Source organism: Mesorhizobium sp. M0001 (assembly GCF_040324255.1).
Classification (GTDB): Bacteria; Pseudomonadota; Alphaproteobacteria; order Rhizobiales; family Rhizobiaceae; genus Mesorhizobium.
The window spans coordinates 349399-367981 of record NZ_JAMYVS010000003.1 but is presented as its reverse complement, the minus strand read 5'-3'; the positions used below and the strand labels follow the sequence as shown (position 1 = coordinate 367981).

The following is an 18583-nucleotide window of genomic DNA, read 5'->3' as shown; positions in this document are numbered from 1 at the left end:
GTTCCCCTAGCGGCGGCGTCCGCGCTCCGAATGCTTGTCGAAGGTTTCTTTGAATTCACGGTATTGGTGATAGAGCTTCGCAACGTATTTCTCATGGTGGCGCAGCAGGTAGAGCACAAAGAGACAGAACGCGACCGAGCCCGCCCAGAGCAAAATGCCAGTCGAATAGCACCAAAAGGCCTCGCATGTCCTCCAGCTAGTGAACCTGCCTTTCCATCGGCCGGTTGTGACAAGCAATATGAGCCGCCAGCTGGAGAAGGCGAGAACCACCAGAACCACGGCGTAGGAGATGATCTTCGCTCTCTTGGTCATCCGACTGCCCCCTCTATAGTATGGCCCCGAAAGCAATTGCCAAGGCCGGGCTCCGGTTCATGACATAGCCCGGGCCGAAGACGGCGGCGAGGGCGTCGGGATCGACACAGCGCACACTGGTACAGGAACCACCTCGCGAAACCGTAAAGATCGCAGTCGGAATCCGAGTTATCAGCGGCGGCGTGCGGCCTCCGGCCATGAACGGCAGAGATGGGGGCGAACTCACTCATTTCGACTGATCTGTTTTTGATCCTGGCGCTAGCTAGCAGTCTTCCTGCTCGAACGAAAACACCCCGCTCGGCCTGGTCACAGCACCCCTCACGTCGCCGAAATCCAGCACCTGATATTCGGCCAGCAACCGCAGCCGGGCTAGCGGCAGGTCGGCGCGGCGGGGATCGCCGACCAGCACCTCGATGCCGGCTGCCAGGCAGCGGTCGAGGAACGGGATCACCCGCAGAGCAACCTCGCGGCCGTAGAACACGTCGCCGGCAAGCACGAGGTCGACGGCCGGCGGCGGGCCTGTGGTGATGTCCTTGTCGACAATGGTGATCTCGACGCCGTTGGCCGCGGCATTGATGCCGATCGCGGCGACGCCGTTGCGGTCGATCTCGGCCGCGATCACCGCGCTGGCGCCGGCCTTGGCGGCGGCGATGCCGACAAGGCCCGAGCCGGCGCCGAGGTCGAGCACGCGGCGGCCGGCCACGCTTTGCGGATGGTCGAGTATATAGCGCGCAAGCACGGCGCCGCCGGCCCAGGCATAGGCCCAGTAGGGCGGCTGCGGCTCAGCTTCGTGCTCCTTGGTTTGGCTGCCGTCTTCCGGTCCATGAGCTCGCCACTCGACAAGCCGCCTCAGGCCGCTGCCGGGATGAGCCGTATAGAGCTGGATTTCACGAAGGGCGGGAACGGGCGCAAGCCGCAGGTTCGCCTTGATGAACACTACTGCATCGGGACGCCGACTATCGTCCGCCATCCCGCCGTCGCCAGGCTCGCCGTTCAAACTATTCCCGCAGCGCCCGGCGCAAAATCTTGCCCACCGGCGTCTTCGGCAGCTCGGTCCTGAACTCGATGTATTTGGGTCGCTTGTAGCCGGTCAGGTTCTCGCGGCAATAGGCGGTCAGTGCCTCGACGGTCAGCGCCGGGTCCTTCTTGACCACGAACAGCTTCGGCACCTCGCCCGAATGCTCGTCCGGCACGCCGACCGCCGCCACTTCGAGCACGCCCGGATGCTGGGCGACGACTTCCTCGAGTTCGTTGGGATAGACGTTGAAGCCGGAGACCAGGATCATGTCCTTCTTGCGGTCGACGATCTTGGTGTAGCCGCGCTCGTCCATGAAGCCCATGTCGCCGGATTTGAAAAACCCGTCCTTGGTCATCACCTTGGCGGTCTCGTCCGGCCGGTTCCAGTAACCGGCCATGACCTGCGGCCCGCGAATGCAGATCTCGCCGACCTCGCCGAGCGGCAGGTTGTTGCCGTCATCGTCGCGGATGACGATCTCGGTCGACGGCAGCGGCAGGCCGATCGTGCCGGTGAAATTGCTGTCGCTGAACTTGTTGGCGGTCGCCACCGGCGAGGTCTCCGACAGCCCGTAGCCCTCGGTGATCGAATTGCCGGTCAGCGCCTTCCAGCGCTCGGCAACCCCCTTCTGCACCGCCATGCCACCACCCAGCGTCATGATCAGCGGCTTGAAGTCGAGCTTGCGGAAATCCTCGTTGTTGAGCAGCGCGTTGAACAGCGTGTTGAGGCCGGGGAAAATGTGCATCGGGTATTTCTGCAGCTCCTTGACGAAGCCGGGAATGTCGCGCGGGTTGGGAACGAGCACGTTCTGGGCGCCCTGCTGCATGCCCATCAGCGCGTTCACCGTCAGCGCGAAGATATGGTAGAGCGGCAGTGCGCAAATGAAGTTGAGATGCGCCGGTTTCGGCTTGATCGCATAGGCGTCCTGCAGCCACAGCGTGTTCTGCGCGACATTGGACAGCACATTGGAGTGCAGCAGCACAGCACCTTTGGAAATCCCCGTGGTGCCGCCTGTATATTGCAGGAAGGCGACGTCGCTGGCTTCCATCTTGGCCGGCTTGAAGGCGATGCCGGCGCCGGCCTTCACCGCCGCATTGAACTTGACATGGCCGGGCAGCGACCAGGCCGGCACCATCTTCTTCACCCGGCGCACGACGAGGTTGACGATCGTGCCCTTGAGGCCGAGCATGTCGCCCATCGCCGCGACCACCACATGCTTGACCGCCGTCCTGGCAATCACCGCGTCCAGGGTGCTGGCGAAATTCTCCAGAATGACGATCGCCTGCGCGCCGGAATCCTTGAGCTGATGTTCGAGCTCGCGTGGCGTGTAGAGCGGATTGATGTTCACCACGACATAGCCGGCGCGAAGCACGGCCATCATCGCCACCGGATATTGCAGCACATTCGGCATCATCAGCGCCACGCGTTCGCCCTTCTGCAGGCCCTTCGATTGCAAATAGGCGCCGAAGGCGGCCGATTGCCGCTCGAGTTCGGCATAGGAGATCGACTTGCCCATGCAGACGTATGCCGGCTGGCCGGAAAACTGCTTGCAGGCGCCGACGAGGAAGTCGCCGATCGAACTGTAGGGCAGGGCGCCGATCTCCGCCGGCACGACTTTCGAATAGCTTTTTAGCCATGGCTTTTCCGGCAAGCCCGCGGCAAGCGCCGTCAGCGTATTCGGCAGTTTTTTGGCCACGCCCGTCGACGGCTTCGAGGCGGGCTTCGCCGCGGCTGTCTTGGCGGCTGGCGGCTGGGCGGGCTTTGCAGCGGGTGCTGTCTTCGCAGCGCGGTTGACCGCAGGTTTCGCTGCCGGCTTGGCGCTTGCCTTCGCCGGCGTCGAGGTTGCCGTTGGCTTGACGGCGGGAGTGGCTTTGGCCGGTGGCGCTTTCGACTTGGCGGCAGCGGCGGCCGGTTTTGAAGCTTTCGCCGCTTTTGCTTTCGCCGGGGCCGTTGACTTTGTTGCTTTCGCCACCTCTAGCCTCCCTAAGTCGTTCTGTTGCCTGCTCCATGCTGCGCCGCCTCGATGTGGTGAGGCGTCCTCCGCTGCAGCGATGTCGCGGATCCCGGAAAATCCAGCGTGTCATCTATCTATTGCGACTATCGGCGGCCGTGCAAGTCTTGCCCCAGCGGCAGGACGGCAAAGATTTGCCGTCGAAATCCTTCCCGCGACGCCGGCTCGGCAATGCCGTCCTGTCGTGTCGGTGGCGAAACCCAGGCTTGTGGATTTTTGGCTTACGATTGCTGCGATCAATGAAAAAATGCGGTCGTTAACAATCCCGTGATTAGCAGATTTTGCTATTTGTTTCTGCAGTTCGTCAAAGACCGAGAAATATTTTCTGCTTACGGTGGGGTAGGCAAACAGGGTGTTCCAAAGCCGGAAAAACGGTGCTTATATGCGCGCTTCGCGAGCCTATAGAGGGGCTTGGAAGAACATCAGGGAGTGCTCAATGAAAAAGAAACTGACTTTTGCAGCCGCGTTGCTGGCTGCAAGCGTCCTCGGCGGTGTGGCCAATGCCAAGACGCTGGTCTATTGCTCGGAGGCCTCGCCGGCCAACTTCGACCCGGGTACCACGACGGGCGGCAACGACTTCGACGCCTCGTCGCGCACCGTCTATTCGCGCCTGGTCGAGTTCAAGCATGGCGGCACCGAAGTTGTGCCCGGTCTCGCCGACAAATGGGAGATTTCGGACGACGGCCTGGTCTATACTTTCCACCTGCATCCGGGCGTGAAGTTCCAGACGACAGATTTCTTCAAGCCGACGCGTGATTTCAATGCCGACGACGTCGTCTTTTCGTTCGATCGCCAGTTCAACAAGGAAAACCCCTGGAACGGCGAGAAGTACCTGCCGAACCTGACCTGGGACTACTACACCGGCATGGACATGCCGAAATACGTCGCCAAGTGGGAAAAGGTCGATGACCTGACCGTGAAGCTGACGCTGACCGAGCCGAACGCGCCGATGCTGGCCAATCTCGGCATGGACTTCGCCTCGATCGTGTCGAAGGAATATGCCGACCAGCTGGAAAAAGACGGCAAGATGGCCGACTTCTCGACCAAGCCGGTCGGTACAGGTCCGTTCCAGTTCGTCGACTACCAGCTGGATTCGGTCATCCGCTATGCGGCCAACCCGGACTACTTCAAGGGCAAGGAAAAGATCGACGATCTCGTCTTCGCGATCACGCCTGATGCCACCGCCCGCATCCAGAAGGTGCTCGCCGGCGAATGCGATATCGCGCCCTATCCGAATCCTGCCGACATCGGCACGATCAAGGCCAACGCCGACGTGACCCTGATGGATCAGGCTGGCCTCAACATCGGCTATATGAGCTACAACACCACCATCCCGCCGCTCGACAAGCCTGAAGTGCGCCATGCGCTCAACCAGGCGATCGATCGGGAATCGCTCATCAAGTCGCTGTTCCAGGACGCCGGCGCCACGCCGGCCGTAAACCTGATCCCGCCGACCATGTGGTCGTGGAACAAGGACGTGAAGTCCGACGCCTATGATCCGGAAGCAGCCAAGAAGGTGCTGGCCGATGCCGGATTGAAGGAGATCCAGCTTTGGGCCTCCGACCGCGTCCGTCCCTACAACCCGAACTTCCAGCGCGCCGCGGAACTGATCCAGGCTGACTGGGCCAAGGTCGGCGTCAAGGCGGAGATCGTCAGCTACGAGTGGACGAAGTACCGCGAAGAAGGCAAGAAGAAGGAGCGCCCGGGCGCCTTCCAGATCGGCTGGACCGGTGACAATGGCGATCCGGACAATTTCTTCGCCACGCTGTTCGCCTGCTCGGCCATCGGCGTGTCGAACTACTCCAGCTGGTGCGACAAGGACTTCGAGGATCTGATCCAGAAGGCCAAGAAGACCAGCGACCAGGCCGAACGCACCAAGCTCTATGAAGAGGCGCAGGTTGTCTTCCAGAAGCAGGCTCCGGCCTTCCTCATGGCACACAGCCAGGTCTACGCAGTCGTGCGCAAGAATGTCAGCGGCTTCATGATGGACCCGCTCGGCATTCATCGCTTCGACGGCGTCGACAAGGCCGAATAGAACTGTTAGGCGGGCGGCGCGCAATCAGGCGCCGCCCGCTTTTCAAGATGCTCCGATATCTCCTAAACAAAATCGTCTTGGTGCTGCCGACGCTGATCGGCATCACCATCTGCGCCTTCGCTTTCGTCAGGCTGCTGCCCGGCGATCCCATTCTTGCCATGGCCGGCGAGCATGGCGTGTCGCCCGAGCGTTACGCGGAACTGAAGGAACAGTTCGGCTACAATTTGCCGATCTGGCAGCAATACGCGCATTATGTCCGCGATGCCGCGACCGGCAATTTCGGCGTGTCGATTTCGTCCAAGCGGCCGGTCATCGAAGATTTCATGACGCTCTTCCCGGCAACCGTCGAGCTCTCAGTCTTCGCCATGATCTTCGCCATGGTGCTGGCCATCCCGGCCGGCATCATTGCTGCGGTCAAACGCGGCTCCTGGTTCGACCAGGGGCTGATGGGCACCGCCCTTGTCGGCTATTCCATGCCGATTTTCTGGTGGGGTCTGCTGCTGATCATCTTTTTCTCCGGCTATCTCGGCTGGACCCCGGTTTCAGGACGCATCGGCCTTCAGTTCTTTATCAAGCCGATCACCGGCTTCCTGACCCTCGACAGCCTGCTCTACGGCAAATGGGATGCTTTCCGCTCGGCATTGAGCCACCTGGTGCTGCCGACAATTGTGCTCGGCACCATCCCGCTGGCGGTGATCGCGCGCCAGACGCGCTCGGCCATGCTCGAAGTGCTGGGCGAAGACTATGTGCGGACCGCCCGCGCCAAGGGCCTGTCGTCGTCCCGCGTCATCGGCGTGCATGCGCTGCGCAATGCGCTGATCCCGGTGGTCACCACCATCGGCCTGCAGGTCAGTACCCTGCTCGCCGGCGCCATTCTCACAGAAACCATCTTCGCCTGGCCGGGCATCGGCAAGTGGATGGTCGAATCCATATCCAAGCGCGACTATGTCGTCGTGCAGTCAGGCTTGCTGCTGATCGCCCTTATCGTCATGGCGGTGAACCTGATCGTCGACGTGCTTTATGCCGTCATCAACCCGCGCATCAGGGCGGCGTGATGAGCCAGTCGACCGAAATCGCCCCGATGGCCGCCGGCAACCCTGACCGACTGACCGGCTTCAGGACTTTCTGGCACTATTTCTCGGTAAACCGCGGCGCCGTCATCGGCCTGTTCGTCTTCATCCTTTTGGTGCTGGCCGCGCTCTTTGCACCGCTGCTCGCGCCCTATGCGCCCGACATCCAGGACAAGACCGCTTTCTTGCGTCCGCCGGCCTGGCAGGCAGGCGGCAGCATGGAATATCTGCTTGGCACCGACGCGGTCGGCCGCGACATGCTCTCGCGCCTGCTCTATGGCGCGCGTTTCTCGCTGCTCATCGGCGCCGTCGTGGTCACGCTGGCGCTTGTCGGCGGCATCACGCTCGGCCTTTTGGCTGGCTATTTCCGGGGCTGGGTCGACGTGGCGATCATGCGGGTCATGGATCTGATCCTGTCCTTCCCGTCGCTGCTCTTGGCGCTGGTTCTGGTCACCATCCTCGGCCCCGGCCTGTTCAACGCCATGCTGGCCATCGCGCTTGTCCTGCAACCCCACTTTGCCCGTCTGGTGCGCGCTGCCGTCATGGCCGAAAAGAGCCGCGAATATGTGGTCGCCGCCAAGGTCGCCGGCGCCGGCCATATAAGGCTTATGCTGCGCACCATCCTGCCCAACTGCCTGGCGCCGCTGATCGTGCAGGGCACGCTGTCCTTCTCCAACGCCATCCTGGAGGCGGCCGCTCTCGGCTTTCTCGGCCTTGGCGCCCAGCCGCCGACACCGGAATGGGGAACCATGCTCGCCTCGGCGCGTGAATTCATCCTGCGCGCCTGGTGGGTGGTGACCTTCCCCGGTCTGGCCATCCTCATCACCGTGCTTGCCATCAACCTGATCGGCGACGGTCTGCGCGATGCGCTCGATCCGAAGCTGAGGAGGTCGTAATGGCGCTGCTCGACATCCGCAATCTCGTCGTCGAGTTCCAGACCGCATCCGGCCCGTTCCGCGCGGTCGATGGCGTCTCGCTCCATGTGAACGAACGTGAAGTGCTGGCCATCGTCGGCGAATCCGGCTCCGGCAAGTCGGTGTCGATGCTGGCTGTGATGGGGCTGTTGCCGTGGACGGCGACGGTCACTGCCGACCAGATGAGCTTCAACGGTCGCGATCTTCTGAAGATGAGCCCGGCCGACCGTCGCAAGATCGTCGGCAAGGACATGTCGATGATCTTCCAGGAGCCGATGGCCAGTCTCAATCCGTGCTTCACCGTCGGCTTCCAGATCGAGGAAGTGCTGCGCTTCCATATGGGCATGGACAAGGCCCAGCGTCGCGAGCGCGCCATCGAATTGCTGACGCAGGTCGGCATTGCCGAGCCGGCCGAACGGCTGAACTCGTTCCCGCACCAGATGTCGGGCGGCCAGTGCCAGCGGGTGATGATCGCCATCGCCATCGCCTGCAATCCCAAGCTTCTGATCGCCGACGAGCCGACCACCGCGCTCGACGTTACCATCCAGAAGCAGATCCTCGACCTGCTGGTCTCGCTGCAGGTCAAATACGGCATGGGCCTGATCATGATCACCCATAATATGGGCGTCGTCGCCGAGACCGCCGACCGCGTCATCGTCCAGTACAAGGGCCGCAAGATGGAAGAGGCCGACGTGCTGTCGCTGTTTGAATCGCCGAAGAGCAATTACACCCGCGCGCTTTTGTCGGCGCTGCCGGAAAATGCCGTCGGCGACCGGCTACCGACCGTCTCGGACATGCTGTTCGAACCGGCTGCCGGGGGCGTCTGATGAGCATCAAGGTCGTCGAAGGCAAGGACATCGTGCGCGACTATCACGTCGGCGGCGGCCTGTTTCGCGGCGCGCGCACCGTGCATGCGGTCAAGGGCGTCTCGTTCAGCGTCGACAAGGGCAAGACGCTGGCCATCGTCGGTGAATCGGGCTGCGGCAAGTCAACGCTGGCGCGCATCATCACGCTGATCGATCCGGCAACGTCGGGCGAACTGTTCATCGACGGCAACAAGGTCGACATCGCAAGGAACGGCCTGACCAGGGAGATGCGCCGCAAGGTGCAGATCGTCTTCCAGAACCCTTACGGATCGCTCAATCCGCGCCAAAAGATCGGAGATGTGCTGGGCGAGCCGCTGCTCATCAACACCGACAAGCCGGCCGAAGAACGGCGCGACCTCGCCATGAGGATGCTGAAGAAAGTCGGCCTCGGAACCGAGCACTACAATCGCTATCCTCACATGTTCTCGGGCGGCCAGCGCCAGCGCATCGCCATTGCCCGCGCGCTGATGCTGAACCCGAGCCTGCTGGTGCTTGACGAACCGGTCTCCGCGCTCGATCTTTCGGTGCAGGCGCAGGTGCTCAACCTGCTCGCCGACCTGCAGGACGAATTCCAGCTGACCTATGTCTTCATCAGCCACGATCTGTCGGTCGTGCGCTACATCGCCGACGATGTGATGGTGATGTATTTCGGCGAAGCCGTCGAATACGGCTCGCGCGAGGAGGTCTTCGCCGACCCCAAGCACAACTACACCAGGACGCTGTTCGCCGCGACGCCGCGCGCCGACGTCGCCTCGATCAAGGCGCGGCTGGCGAAGAAGAAGGCCGCCTGACCTCTCACCGAGAATTGTTTTTGAACAATCGGAAATGCGTCGCGGCGGTGGTTTGCCGGCAGGATTGATCGCGATCTGCGAGCTGCCGGGCGTAAGCCGCGTCGCAGGTTGGGGTGCGCCCCATCACTCACCCGCTCCGTGCTGGTAAAGCTCGTCCATGCTGAGCATTGCCAGGGTTGCGAAGGGGGCCTGTTTTTTCACCCGACCGCGGCTCAAGATCACCACGTCGTCGCAGAACGATATGGTGCTGTAATGATGACTGATGACAATGGTGGTGCGGCGGCCGGCCCGCGACTTCAGCGTCTCGACAATAGCGGCTTCTGACAACCCATCCACCGCACTGGTGGCTTCGTCGAGGATGAGAATATCGGGATCGCGCACCAGCGCCCGCGCCAGGGCGATCCTTTGCCTTTGTCCGGCTGACAGGTTGATGCCCCGGTATCCGACCAGCGTCGCGTAACCCTGCGGCAGGTGCTCGATGAATTGATGTGCCTCGGCCAGCCTTGCGGCGCGCATGGCGTCGCTGGACGAGGCCGTGTCGTAGCCGTAGATAATGTTTTCAAAAATGGTGCCATCGACCAGTTCCAGCTCCTGACTGGCCAGGGCAATGTTCCGCCGCCACTGGCTTGGGTCGACTTCATCGAGCGGTGCCCCATCGACGAGGATCCTGCCGCTGTCGGGTTTGACGAAGCGGCACAGGAGATTGACGATCGTCGTCTTGCCGGCGCCCGAGCGGCCGATCAGCGCCGTCGAGCGGCCGCTGCGGATATCGAACACCGCCTTATGCAGCACCGCCTCGCGCGCGTCGGGGCCTGACAGGGGACCGGAATAGGCGAAGCTCACATCATCGAAGCTGATCCCTTGGCGCAAGCCGTCGAACGGCAGGCTGCCCTGCGGCGCCTCGGGCTTGTCGGAAGGATCGAGCAGCCATTGTACCTCCTCCAGCGAGCCGCTCATGCCTTGCAACTGACTCCAGGACATCTGCAAGGCCCGCATATGCGGCTGCAGTCGGTAGAGCAGGATGAGGAAGGCGACGGTCAGCGGGAAGCTTACATTCGCCAGCCAGGCTCCGATCACCACCGCCAGGAACAGCATCGCGTGCAATACCTCGGTCAGTGGCGGCAAGACGCCCTGGCGGATTGAAAGCACGAAAGCCGCCCGCCGCACCCCGTCGGACGCTTTGGCGAAGACCGCCTTTTCGCGGTTCTCCTGCCCGAAGATGCGAATCAGGCGCCCGGCATGCACCAGATGCAGCATCTGCGACGCCAGTGCGCTGTTGCGCGAGACGACGCTGCGGCTCGGCGCCTTCAGATTGGACGACAAAACCCCGTGCGCCAGCTGGACAAGCGCCAGCCCTAGAGTCACCAGCAGCGTCATCTGCCAAGAGAGGAGCAGGAGGAAGGCGAGCAGGATGACGGCGGCCGAGGCACTGACGATCGCGCCGAGCAGGGCCTGGATAGCGTCGGATGCTCGCCAGGATTCGTTGGAGATGATGTTGAGCAGCCGCCCGGGGCTTTGCTGCAGGAAAAAGGGGTAGCCGACCCTGAGCAACTGCTCCGACAGTGCGCTACGGATCGAATAACCTGCCTTGCCGTAGATGTAGCTGGTCAGCAGAGTGTTGGCGAAGGCAAAGACATTTTTCAGTACGATCGAACCGAGGATCGCGGCCGAAATGGCGATCAGCCGCTGGCGCTCGCCGAGGTCCGCTCCAACCTGCTGGAGGAGGGCGGAGAAACCGGCCATGCCTGATGTTTCGCCACGTCCCATAATGATGCCGAGCAGCGGAATGATGAGACCGATGCCGAGGCCTTCCAGCGCGGCGCCCGCAAGCCCGAGCCCCACCACGACGGGAACGAGCCGCAACAGCCTGCCACCAAGCGCGCGGCGCAGCATTGGCAGGGCTGACGGAATCAGTGACATTATCGCGCTCTGGCCTCCGCATTGGCTTCGCTGGCTTCTCGGTCGTGGCGCAGCGGCAGCCGTTTTGGCCATCCCATCATGACGAGCAGCGCAAATCTGGCGGCACCTGCCAGATTCATAACAACAATAGGCCAGTGCGACAGATCGAGGTCGCGGTCAAAGCGAGGACGGCCCGCCAGTTCCCTGAACGCGGCCCGCGCGGACCAATAGACATGGCGAAGCAGCCAAGGGGCGTGGCGGACATGTTTCAGGCACAGCGCACCATTACCGAGGCTATAGTCGCGGTGCAGCCTGTCGATCGATTTGCGGTCTCGCCGGCCGTGATGATGCAAGACCGTCATGTCGGGCACATACTCGACCGGCATGCCGAGCAGCATCGCCCGCACGAGATAATCAGTATCTTCAGCCGAGCGTAGCGGGCCGCCAGCGCCGAAGCGTTCGTCGAACGAGCCGATGCGGGCCGCGACGTCGCGGTGCATGGTCATGTTGCAGCCGAGCACGAAGCCGCCGGGGTGGACCGCCGGGGTCAGCCGCTCGCTTGCCTCGCGGAGCTTTATGGTGAAGGGCAGGTCCCGGGCATCACCGAGCTCGACCCGGCCGCCGCGGATCAGCCACTTCTCGCCACTCCGGTAGTGCCGCTCCAGGTCGCGGAGATAGTCGCGGTCGAGCTTGCAGTCGTCGTCGACGAAGACCAGCACGCGGCCTCGCGCTCGCGCCAATCCGGCATTGCGGGCAGCGGCTAGTCCGGGGCGAGTCTCCGAGACGGCTGTGACTGGGATGTCGGAAGTTTCGGCGATAGCGGCCAGCCGCTTTGACGTGCCGTCCCGTGAACCATTATCGACCACCACCAACTCTGCCGCGAAGGTGGCGTGCACCCGGCATGCGGTCTGGATCGAGGCTATGCAAGCCTCCAGCACAGCGGCGCGGTCGCGCGTGCAGACGATGAAACTGACCTCGAGCGACGGCCGCTCCGATCGGGGAGATGTCGGGACAGGTGCACTCGCAAACTGGTGATCGCGCAGGAGCGGGTGGGGCCTGTCGGTCATACCAGTCCCCGCTGATAACGCGCAAGCACCGCTTCGGCCGGCGTGGTTTTGAAGAAGTACGCCACCGCGTCCGCCCGCTTTCCGGCCCTTATCGAGAGCAGGCTGAGCCAAGGCGCCCGGACGCCGGGACGCAGCGCATATTGTTCGCGGCGCCGGATGAAATTCCATCTCGCCGTCCGCGTGAGCAATTCGTGGGTCAGCGGCGGTTCTCCTTCGTCGCCGACGAGTTGGTAGAGGAAATAGAACAGGTTCAGCGCGCCTGCCTCGAAGCTTGGCCGTGTGTCGGTCGGCAGCTCGGAAATCCGCTCTTCGAGCGCACGGATGAAATCGGCTGCGCGCGAAACCGTGTCGAAAGAGACGGCCTCGCCGATGTCGCGCAGATCCGCTGTGGTTTCCGCAAGCCCCTCACGCTCGAGATTTTCGGCCACGATCCGCAAATGCGTCCTGCGCATTTCCTTGGCATGCCGCATGGTCACGCTTCCCGCATGGATGCGATAGACGAGCAGGCTATCGGGCAATATGGTCGCCGGGAAACGGCCGGCAAGCCGTCTGAAGAGATCAAAATCCTCGGCATGTCTATATTTGGGATCGTAATAGAGATCGTTGTTCCCAATGACATTCCTGTTGTAGATCACCGTCGGATGTAAGAATATCGTAAAGAACATCGACAATATGTCGAGCCGGCCGAGCCGGAACACCGGGTCTAGCCTGCCTTTGGCGATACGGCCGTGAAGCAAGGTATCGACGCAGGCGCCGCAGAAGCCGAGATCGGGCCGCCGCTCGAACAGTGCGACCTGGCGCGAGAGGCGCCGGGGATAGGCGACATCGTCCGCATCCATTCGCGCAACAAGCTCGCCCTGGGCCAGTCGTAGCCCTTCATTGAGGGTGGCGACGAGGCCGCGGTTCTCACGCGAGATGACAGAAACGCGATTGTCTGCCCGGCGGTATCGTTCGAGAATCTCGAGCGAGTTGTCAGTCGATCCGTCATCGATAGCGATGACCTCCAGGCGATCGTAGTCTTGCCGCAGAATGCTCTCCAGCGCAGCGGTGAGATAAGGCCCGGCATTGTAGACCGGCAGCAGGACGGAGACGAGCGGCGCGGTGGTCATCTCTGCGCATCCGTTCGCCGGAGTTCGAGTGCGGCGCGGCCATCGGGGGATCCGCCGGGATAGGCGTCCGCCGCCCTGCCGAGCCAGCCGGCATCGCCAGAGCGTGCCTGGGAGCGGCGGCGCGCTACATAGGGGAAGCGGCGCTTGAGGCCGTTGAGCGGCTTTTCGAAAGCCGTCCACGAGATCGAAGCGACGGCGATCGTGGCGGCGCTCGCGACCAGGAAACGCCCTGGCCCCTGCTCCGAGACATTGAGCGGGATCCAGGGCTGTGACTTGACGGCGAGCGACAGAAGGATCGGATGGTAAAGATAGACGCCGTAGCTGATGCGGCCCAGTGACAGCAGCGGTGGCAGTTCGAAAACCCTGCCGAGGACGCCGCCAAGGCCGGCTGAACAGGCGGCGACAACGGCCACCAGCGGCACTAGGGGCAGGATCTGCAGCAACGCCCAGCGGGCCCATTCCAGCATAGGATCGGCCGGCGCAGGGATAAGCCACTCAATCGCCAGGAAGACAGCCGCAAGGGCTGGCCAGCCTAGCCGCATCCATTGCGGCAGGCCGGCGCCTCTGGTCCGCCGGCAGGCAAGCAAAGCACCAAACGCCAGCGCGTCCATCGATGCTGGCGGCAGCAGGTCGCGCGCTAGCGCCGGGGTGGCGGTGATCGGCCAGTAGAAGCGATAGGCCAGCGACAACAGGATGACGCCGATAGTGATCGCTTCCACCCGCCGGCGGGGTGCGAGAAGCACGACCAGCGGCCAGGCGATATAGAACTGCTCCTCGATGCTCAGGCTCCAGAAATGGCAGAGTAGCCAAGGCGTCCATTCGTTGCGCAGCGCGTACCAAAAATTCGACAGGTAAAGCGCATGCCAGACGAGCGATCCACTGGACTGCTCCAGATCTGTCAGCCAGACGAACCCAAGCACGGCGAAATAGGGCGGGAATATGCGCAGCGCGCGCCTGATGTAGAAGGAACTCAATGCAGGGCCGGCTTTGAATTCGGCCGCGGCGCGCGCTTCGAGCAGCAGTCGTGTGATCAGGAAGCCGCTCAGCACAAAAAAAAGCCGCACCCCGATGTGGCCCCAAAAGGAGGACCCGTTGGGTGCAAGGAAATGGGAATAGAGAACCATCGTGACAGCGATGGCGCGCAGAGCGTCCAACTGATTGTCACGCGCGACCGCCATCAGCCATTTCCGCCGGTCTGAAATCTCCGATGAAGCCAGCGGCCCTGCATTCCGGGCCTCAGGTCGAGGCCTGCCAGCGTCGAGAGTGCGCCGACAACATCAAACCCACGCCTTGTGCGCGGGGCAGCCTCGAAATCGGTGCTGGCCAGCGAAAAATTCAAGCTGATCAACTTGGCGGAATCCTCCACGGCGCACTTCTCAGTACCAAATCCCCCAAGAAATGGTGCAACCGGGCAATGGTGCAGTGCAACACAAAATATCTATCGAGCTGTAATATTTGTGTGAGTTAGTGCTAAAAATGGGTATGATTTGCGAGTGCGTTGCGTCGCTGAGGGTTTTTCACGTCCGCAATGCTGTACGAGCAGTAGTACCATGTCAGAAAAGACACGGTTTAATTACACAACTATAATCCGGAGTGTCTGGTATAGGCCAAAATTGACGAAGATTATTCTAAGGTAGTGGTTTTGTATCTTATAAATTATGCTTGTATTGTCGGGTTCTCTAGGCTGTCGATCTTGCGCGATGCAGCATAGTCGATGGTCAAGCGTCTGACGACGCAATCCTGTGGCGGCGGCATATGGCGCATGTCGACGAGGCAGACAGGAAGTGCCGGTGTTGGCGTAGGGAGTGACGTGCATTAGCCTTGCACCTGCCGTCACGCTTGCGTCGGATGGAGAACTGGTGCCGCTTAGGTGACTCGAACACCTGACCCCATCATTACGAAACAGGTTTCCGGGCTATCTAGCGCATATCAGCATTACGCAAACCGTAGCGTTTGCGCGTTCTGTCTTCTCACTTGATATCAGTGAAACGCCTTCCATTGCGCAATTCTGCTACCGATGTGCTACCAGACGTTGACAAACGGCAAACGAGACCCTATTCGTGATGCATACCGTAGTTTGCAAAAGATCAATGAGGTATCCGGTAGCATGGCCGAGAATACGAAAGACCGACCGGCCGCCTCGGGCGCTTCTGGCACTGCATGGAACGACCCGAAGGTGCCAGGACTTCGGCTCCGCTACTTCGCCACCAAGGCGGTTTGGTATCTGTTCTACCGGACGAAGGTCGGCCGGCAGCGCAACATGAAGCTCGGCGATTTTCGATTTTTGTCGCTCACCGCTGCCCGAACCTCGGCGAAAGATATACTCGCCAAGGTTGCCGGGGGTGAAGATCCCGCCGGGGAAAGGGCCGAGAGCGCGGCGCGGCCCACGATGGCCGAGCTTCGCGACAAGCACATGGAATACGCCGAGGGCCGCAATAAGGCCGGCTACAGGCGCGACAACGAAGGCCTCTATAACAACCATGTCTTGCCCCACTTCGGGGCGGGCAAGGCCGTGGCGGATGTTACAGACGCCGAGGTCGAGGCGTTGCATTTCAAGTTGCGGAAGACGCCGAGCCAGGCGAACCGGGTCGCCGCCCTGCTATCCAAGGGCTTCAACCTGGCCGAAAAATGGGGATGGCGCCCCCGCAAATCGAACCCGGTTCATGTCGAGCGCTACAAAGAGAAAAAGCGCAAGCGGGTGCCCCAGGCCGACGAGGCGTTCCGCCTGCTACTGGCGATCAATGCTCTATGGGAACCTAGCCCGTTTTTCGCCGGGCTGATCGAACTGCTTTGCTTCACAGGCGCCCGCCGCAATGAAATTCAAACCGCGAAACGGGCATGGGTAAAGACGGACGGCCTGCACCTGCCGGACTCCAAGACGGGCGAGAAAATCGTTCCGCTGTCCGCCCTGGCGCGCGACGTCATCGCCAAGATCCCCGAGGTGAAAGGCAACCCGTATCTGATACCGGGCCGGCATGGTCACGGCCATCTAGTCAACGTCACCAAGCCGTGGGCCGCGCTCATGAAGGCCGCCGGGATCGAGGAAAGACTAGTGCCGCACGACCTCCGGCGTTTCTTCGCCTCGGCCGGCCTGTCCGCCGGTCTAGACCTCACCCAGGTCGGCGGCTTGCTCGGGCACATGGATTCGCAGACAACCAAGCGCTACGCCTACCTTCTCACCGGGGCCGCTCAAAAGATGGCGGACACGGCGGCGGAATCGGTCAGGGGGATAATGACCGGCGGCGGTAAGATTGCAGTATTGCGGCGTTGATGGGGGACTATGCGCAATGTATATTCACGACATGACAAACGCCGCTGACGATCAACGCGAATTCGAATTGCTCTTTGAGAAATCAGGGCTTGAACAGAAACAGCTTGCCGGGCTTCTCGGCAAGACGCCGGTTCAAGTTAACCGATGGCTTCGGGACCGCCAGGACAGCGGGGTCCCGCCCTTCTATGCCATCAATTTTTTGCGGATCTATTTGATGCTGCCGGCTTCGGCGCGGGCGCATCTGCCCGTGCGTGCGATGGGCGGGGCCGCCAAGACGCCGGCCTAAGCTTCCTTTTTCTTCGCCGAGTTATCCAGCCATTTGTCGAGCCGGTCGCCGAGCCGGTCGATAGACTGCACGATTCGCTCTTCCACCTGGCGGATTGATGCGTTCGTAGCGAACCGCTCGGCGGCAGCAAGCTTGTACTCGGCCAATTCATGCGCGGTCCTTCCGCGCACCTCTTCCGCCTTCTCTATGGCCTTTTCGGTCTTGAGGTTCGCTAGGGCGACGGACGCCGCCAGCGTGGTCAACTGCTTGCCCATGTCTTCCTCAAGCTTCTCGATTGCCTTGGTGTTTTCCTGCCCTTTTGCGCGTACCGCATACCATGCGCCTATACCCGAACCCGCCAGCACAACGATAGTGATCAGCGTAGGAATGCCCACGGTCATATCAAATTGCAGCATAGTCTTAGAGCCCCGCATTCCATTCGCGCACGCCATCCACCTGGCCGGCGCACGTATCAAGCCCAGCGCCGTTGACGTCGCCGCGCACGATCCAATCTTCTGTTTTCTCGGGGCCGCCCTTTTTGTGCCAGCGCTTCGGGCACGGTTGAATCAGGTAAGCCGGCACCTTCTCCCGAACCGTCACGGTCTTGATCACGACCGGCGGGCTAGTGGTCGTACAGCCGGCGCAAACTGTCAGGGACAGGAGCGTCGAGATAAGAGCGAACGTTTTCATCTTTGCCTTTCAGGTCGGCCCGAGCCGTGGTTGTTTCGATCAATACAGTGTTGGCGGCGGCGAGCTTCAAGGCGAGGTCCGCAGCAATCTTGTCGTTGGCGGCATCCTGCTTTTGCATCCTGTCTATGGTGTCCGCGCTCACCCTGTTCGCATCGACCGCCAGGTCTAGCGAGGCCTGCACCCGAGCCGTTTCCGCCTCGGCCTTGATGGCGTTGCCTCGATAGACGGCCGCCGTAGCGAAGAGCCCGAGGAAGGCGAGCGCCACCAGGCCGGCAATGATGAGTTTGAATTGCATCACCACACCCACCAGATGAGAAAGCCAGCGATGACGGCCAGGGCGGCGGCGCCAACGACTCGCAGAAAGCGGTCGAAGGCCGGAATAATTAGCTCTTTGAAGCCTTCCATCACTGCGCCCTTTCGAGGCCAGACACGCAAAGCTCGGCCTCGCCGATACGCTGCGCGTCACCCATTTCGCGGCGAAGCACCAAGCCTTTGACGACATGGCCGCCGGCTTTGTTGAAGGCGGTTTGCGCCAGGCAGGCCGTATAGAATTGGTTCAACCGGGTGTAGCGGGCCGCCGAAGAGCCGCACGCGGCACCGACGCCGAAGTTGTAGGCGCCCGAAATGAGCGCGGCTTGAAGGCTGATCGGCTTGCTGTCGAAACCGGCAATGCACTTCGTCAACGGCACGTAATAATCGCGGGTCACGCGTTCGATCAGTAGGTCGTGACACCGCGCCGCCGTGAACCTCATTCCGGGCTTCACGGGCTTGCCGTCTATCAGGGTGTCGCCGTGGCAGATATCCCACCGGTTGGAATAGCGGTCCCAATGCGACGTTAGAACCAAGCCCTCCCAAGGCATGATTGCGGCGTCAACGGCAAGCTGCACGGCCGCCGGAATAGGCTCGGGCTTCGCAACCATGTATCGGCCGCCTACCAGGGATGCGACAGCCATGACGGCAGCAATAGCCCCGCGCGCGCGGTTGCTCGATTTGATCTTACCTACGGGCATGACGGCGGCGCCTTTTTCCTGAAACGGATTCTTGGGGGATGAAACGGAAGACGCCCGCCAACGCTGAGAAGATCCCGGCGAGCGCGCCGAACACCGGAGTCGGTATCGGCAAGTAGCCGTTGAAGTAGGGCCAGGCGGTGTCGAGAAAGAACAGCAAGCCGGACACGGCGCCGGCAAGGTTGAGGTGAAAGGAATAGGCGCGGAGCGCCACCTTTCGAGCGTTGGGGATGAGCCGAGGGAAGAGCTTCATTGCTCGCC

Annotated in this window: 19 protein-coding genes; 7 read left to right on the top strand and 12 right to left on the bottom strand. The window is 61.8% G+C overall.

The genetic code is table 11. From position 1 onward, the window contains the following. Positions 1-6: 6 nt before the first annotated feature. From NKK50_RS11700 to NKK50_RS11690, 3 genes are all read right to left on the bottom strand, one after another. A complete protein-coding gene (locus NKK50_RS11700; protein WP_023669488.1) occupies positions 7-312 on the bottom strand; it encodes a hypothetical protein in 306 nt (101 codons plus the stop codon). 262 nt (positions 313-574) lie between these two features. Further along, a complete protein-coding gene (locus NKK50_RS11695) occupies positions 575-1282 on the bottom strand; it encodes a class I SAM-dependent methyltransferase (protein WP_032894559.1) in 708 nt (235 codons plus the stop codon). 28 nt (positions 1283-1310) lie between these two features. Next, entirely contained in the window at positions 1311-3299 is a 1989-nt protein-coding gene (locus NKK50_RS11690) for a long-chain fatty acid--CoA ligase (protein WP_023696765.1), read from the bottom strand. 475 nt (positions 3300-3774) lie between these two features. Here NKK50_RS11690 and NKK50_RS11685 point away from each other — a divergent pair, with 475 nt between their 5' ends. The 5 genes from NKK50_RS11685 to NKK50_RS11665 are packed head-to-tail and all read left to right on the top strand — an operon-like array spanning position 3775 to position 9014. Beyond that, on the top strand, positions 3775-5373 hold the full coding sequence (locus tag NKK50_RS11685) for an ABC transporter substrate-binding protein (RefSeq protein ID WP_023669491.1): 1599 nt from the start codon (positions 3775-3777) through the stop codon (positions 5371-5373). A 47-nt stretch (positions 5374-5420) separates the two neighbouring features. Continuing rightward, the gene (locus tag NKK50_RS11680; RefSeq protein WP_023692619.1) at positions 5421-6428 is read left to right on the top strand and encodes an ABC transporter permease subunit; all 1008 of its coding nucleotides are present in this window, start codon (positions 5421-5423) and stop codon (positions 6426-6428) included. 26 nt (positions 6429-6454) lie between these two features. Then, positions 6455-7339 (top strand): ABC transporter permease subunit, encoded by an 885-nt coding sequence (locus NKK50_RS11675; RefSeq protein ID WP_050485757.1) that lies wholly within the window; start codon positions 6455-6457, stop codon positions 7337-7339. Further along, positions 7339-8184, top strand: coding sequence for an ABC transporter ATP-binding protein (locus NKK50_RS11670; RefSeq protein ID WP_023692618.1), 846 nt, complete (start codon positions 7339-7341; stop codon positions 8182-8184). Before NKK50_RS11675 ends, NKK50_RS11670 begins: the two co-directional genes overlap by 1 nt. After that, complete coding sequence (locus tag NKK50_RS11665) at positions 8184-9014, top strand: dipeptide ABC transporter ATP-binding protein (RefSeq protein ID WP_023682050.1); 831 nt, start codon at positions 8184-8186, stop codon at positions 9012-9014. The genes NKK50_RS11670 and NKK50_RS11665 overlap by 1 nt, the downstream gene beginning before the upstream one ends. Before the next feature lie 123 nt (positions 9015-9137). Here the strand turns inward: NKK50_RS11665 and NKK50_RS11660 are convergent, their stop codons facing one another. Genes NKK50_RS11660 through NKK50_RS11645 form a run of 4 tightly spaced genes read right to left on the bottom strand, consistent with a single transcriptional unit; the run spans position 9138 to position 14267 of the window. Further along, positions 9138-10934: an ABC transporter ATP-binding protein gene (locus NKK50_RS11660; RefSeq protein WP_352543456.1), complete on the bottom strand. Its 1797-nt coding sequence runs from the start codon at positions 10932-10934 to the stop codon at positions 9138-9140. Next, positions 10934-11980 carry a glycosyltransferase family 2 protein gene (locus NKK50_RS11655; RefSeq protein ID WP_023712595.1) on the bottom strand — a complete coding sequence of 349 codons (1047 nt, stop codon included), beginning with the start codon at positions 11978-11980 and terminating at the stop codon, positions 10934-10936. The genes NKK50_RS11660 and NKK50_RS11655 overlap by 1 nt, the downstream gene beginning before the upstream one ends. Beyond that, entirely contained in the window at positions 11977-13089 is a 1113-nt protein-coding gene (locus tag NKK50_RS11650) for a glycosyltransferase family 2 protein (RefSeq protein WP_352543455.1), read from the bottom strand. The genes NKK50_RS11655 and NKK50_RS11650 overlap by 4 nt, the downstream gene beginning before the upstream one ends. Continuing rightward, positions 13086-14267, bottom strand: coding sequence for an acyltransferase family protein (locus NKK50_RS11645; protein WP_023669499.1), 1182 nt, complete (start codon positions 14265-14267; stop codon positions 13086-13088). Before NKK50_RS11645 ends, NKK50_RS11650 begins: the two co-directional genes overlap by 4 nt. A gap of 929 nt (positions 14268-15196) precedes the next feature. Between NKK50_RS11645 and NKK50_RS11640 the strand changes: the two genes are divergently transcribed. Both NKK50_RS11640 and NKK50_RS11635 read left to right on the top strand, forming a co-directional pair. Continuing rightward, positions 15197-16360 carry a tyrosine-type recombinase/integrase gene (locus NKK50_RS11640; RefSeq protein WP_352543454.1) on the top strand — a complete coding sequence of 388 codons (1164 nt, stop codon included), beginning with the start codon at positions 15197-15199 and terminating at the stop codon, positions 16358-16360. Between the two features lie 16 nt (positions 16361-16376). Next, positions 16377-16646, top strand: a complete 270-nt coding sequence (locus NKK50_RS11635; RefSeq protein WP_352543453.1) for a helix-turn-helix domain-containing protein — start codon at positions 16377-16379, stop codon at positions 16644-16646. Here NKK50_RS11635 and NKK50_RS11630 read toward each other — a convergent pair. The 5 genes from NKK50_RS11630 to NKK50_RS11610 all read right to left on the bottom strand — a co-directional run bounded on the left by NKK50_RS11630 (position 16643) and on the right by NKK50_RS11610 (position 18575). After that, the gene (locus NKK50_RS11630) at positions 16643-17041 is read right to left on the bottom strand and encodes a hypothetical protein (protein WP_352543452.1); all 399 of its coding nucleotides are present in this window, start codon (positions 17039-17041) and stop codon (positions 16643-16645) included. The genes NKK50_RS11635 and NKK50_RS11630 overlap by 4 nt on opposite strands. Positions 17042-17045: 4 nt before the next feature. Next, positions 17046-17237 (bottom strand): hypothetical protein, encoded by a 192-nt coding sequence (locus NKK50_RS11625; protein ID WP_352543451.1) that lies wholly within the window; start codon positions 17235-17237, stop codon positions 17046-17048. A gap of 10 nt (positions 17238-17247) precedes the next feature. Then, the gene (locus NKK50_RS11620; RefSeq protein WP_352543450.1) at positions 17248-17613 is read right to left on the bottom strand and encodes a hypothetical protein; all 366 of its coding nucleotides are present in this window, start codon (positions 17611-17613) and stop codon (positions 17248-17250) included. Positions 17614-17719: 106 nt separating this feature from the next. Next, positions 17720-18325 (bottom strand): lysozyme, encoded by a 606-nt coding sequence (locus NKK50_RS11615; protein WP_352543449.1) that lies wholly within the window; start codon positions 18323-18325, stop codon positions 17720-17722. Further along, a complete protein-coding gene (locus tag NKK50_RS11610; protein WP_155923765.1) occupies positions 18312-18575 on the bottom strand; it encodes a DUF7940 domain-containing protein in 264 nt (87 codons plus the stop codon). The genes NKK50_RS11615 and NKK50_RS11610 overlap by 14 nt, the downstream gene beginning before the upstream one ends. Between the last annotated feature and the right edge of the window lie 8 nt (positions 18576-18583).